Source organism: Streptomyces sparsus (assembly GCF_054776295.1).
Map to the genome: position 1 here is coordinate 1 of NZ_BAAHCA010001412.1, position 876 is coordinate 876.

Here is an 876-nt window from a genome sequence, read left to right on the forward strand (position 1 = left end):
CACGGACGGCCCGGACGGGGGCACCGCCGGGCCCGGACCGTCCTCCGGCACCGCAGAACTCCCGATGGCCGGCACCTGGCGCGGCACCTACGAGTGCGCGCAGGGTCCGACCGGCATGGAGCTCACGGTGGAGGCCCGTCCCGGCGGCGGGGTGCAGGCCGTCTTCACCTTCTTCCCCGTGCCCGCCAACCCGGGGGTGGCCAGCGGCTCGTTCGCCATGGTCGGCACCTGGGAGGACGGTGTGCTGCGGCTCTTCGGCGAACGCTGGATCGAGCAGCCGTTCGGGTACGAGATGGGCGACCTGTCCGCTTCCTACGATCCCGCCTCCCCGCAGCGCCTGGAGGGCCGAGCGCTCGCCCAGGGCTGCTCCACCTTCACCACCACCAGGGTCGGCTGACCGCCGGGGCGGCGGCCCGGCGGGTGCGGCGCGTCCTCCCGGTGCGCGGGTGCGCCGCGGGCGACGCTGGGGGCCGGACAAGTCGAGACGGAGGACGGATGGACATCGACGGAGCCCGGGTGCTGGTGGTCGGCGGTACCGGCGTGATCGGCGGCGCGCTCGCCGCGGAACTCACCACTCGCGGCGCGCAGGTGGCCCTGGCCGGCCGGGACGCCGAGCGTCTTGCCGAGCGGGCCCGTGACCTGGGCGGACGCCCCACCAGGCAGTGCGACGCCTATGACCTGGACGGCTGCGCCGCGCTGGCGACCTGGGCGCAGCGGGAGCTGTCCGGCCTGGACGCGGTGGTGTGCGCGACGGGCGTGGCCGCCTTCGGCCCCGCCGAGGAACTGCCCGAGGAGGTGGCGGAACACCTGATGACGGTCAACGCGCTCGCTCCGATGGCCGTCCTGCGCGGTGCGCTGCCCCTGCTGCCGGCCGGC

Annotated in this window: 2 protein-coding genes; both read left to right on the forward strand. The window is 75.9% G+C overall.

Features of this window, described 5'->3' with window-relative positions:
* On the forward strand, positions 1-397 hold a 397-nt coding region (locus ACYVE9_RS28745), incomplete at its 5' end, for a hypothetical protein (RefSeq protein WP_461030813.1).
* Positions 398-495: 98 nt separating this feature from the next.
* A partial coding sequence (locus tag ACYVE9_RS28750; RefSeq protein ID WP_461030814.1) for an SDR family NAD(P)-dependent oxidoreductase occupies positions 496-876 on the forward strand: 381 nt, incomplete at its 3' end.